The organism is Nonomuraea mesophila, from assembly GCF_004352805.1.
In the GTDB taxonomy this organism is placed as follows: domain Bacteria; phylum Actinomycetota; class Actinomycetes; order Streptosporangiales; family Streptosporangiaceae; genus Nonomuraea; species Nonomuraea longispora.
In genome coordinates, this window is the sequence record NZ_SMLD01000375.1 from 1 (window position 1) to 1,391 (window position 1,391).

Here is a 1,391-nt window from a genome sequence, read left to right on the forward strand (position 1 = left end):
GCCCACTCCCCCGCGTTCCAACCTGCCCGACCCGGGGCCGGGCGACGCGCTCGACACCTCGCCCGACGCGGCCACCGAGCGGCTGACGCAGGTCGCGGAGTCGCTGCTGGGCGACGCCTCCAGGGTGGCGCTGGCCGACGTGCTCGGCTCCGACTGGCCGTCCGCGCGTCGTGTGCTCGCCGACCTCACGACGCTCGACCTGCGGCCCGAGCTGCCCTACCGGCTGACGTGGAGCGGCGGGCTCACGATCGACCCGGAGCGCGAGCCCGCCTGGCTGTCCCACGGCTATCTGGAGCGCGCCCGATGAGCGCGGCGGACGACGCGGCGATGGCACACGTGCGGGCGCGGTCGCACGGGCCGCTGCGGCTCGGGGCCGGGGCCGCCGCGCCCGCGGGCATGACACGCCTGACCCGCCCCGACTCCACCGGGCAGGCGCTGCCGGTGTGGCCCGACGGGGTGACACCGTCCCTGCTCGACGAGCACCAGGTCGCGCCCCTGCCCGTGGAGCGCTCCGGCGAGACCCGGCGGGTGCTGGCCGCCGTGCTCAAGTGCTGCTGGAGCGACCATTCCGCAGACCCGTGGCCGGGCCGTCCAGCGCCGGTGGAGCTGGTGCTCGACACCTACCGCGCGCTGATCGGCCGCACCGACGACCTGATGCGCAACTGGGCGATCGGCGCGCTGCGGCGCCTGCACGACTCGGCGTGGGTCGTCATGGACGACGGCGTCGTCTCGTTGGGCCCGCGCTGCGCCCTCTGGCCGGTCACGTCGCACGCCCAGCTGCAGGAGCTGGTGCGACGGCTGCCCGAGCCCGAGCGGCCCGAGCTGACCGTGGTGCGCGACGCCGACATCGTGGCCGCCGCCGAGAGCACGCCGGAGCCGGCGGGTCCCGGCGGGCGGGTCGAGGCGGGCGCGGCGGAGTTCGACGACCTGCTGGGCGGCTACGACGAGCGGCGGCGGGCGGAGCTGGTGGCGGCGTTCATGGTGGTGGAGCACGCGGCCGAGCCGGTGCAGGAGGCTCGCTTCGCCGCCCTGCGCGACCCGGCGCTGCGGCACACGCTGGGCGAGATGCTGGCCCGGCGCGGCCGCACGCTGATCCAGCACCGCGAGCGCTGGATCTCCGGCTACGCCGACACCTACGCCACCGCCCTGACCGCCTCGGGCCGGCGGCCCGAGGCGGCCGGCGAGGTCACGGATCCTGGCGAGACGGCGGAGAGCCGGGACGAAGCGGCACAGAGCACGGCCGGCCCGGACGACGCCGCCCGCGACGACGTGCCCTCAGTCGAGGCGGCCGGAGGGGAGCAGACGCGGGAGGCGGATCCCGGAGCGGCCGCCGGGCGGGCGAAGGGGGTCGGAGGAGAGCAAGCTAGGGAGGCGGATCCCGGGGCGGCGGC

At 77.2% G+C, this 1,391-nt stretch carries 2 pseudogenes; both read left to right on the top strand.

The annotated features are described in order from the left end of the window. Window positions 1-307, top strand: a pseudogene (locus tag E1295_RS48110) (hypothetical protein); the annotation flags it as partial. Further along, a pseudogene (locus E1295_RS48115) lies at window positions 304-1,391 on the top strand (hypothetical protein); the annotation flags it as partial. The pseudogenes E1295_RS48110 and E1295_RS48115, both read left to right, overlap by 4 nt.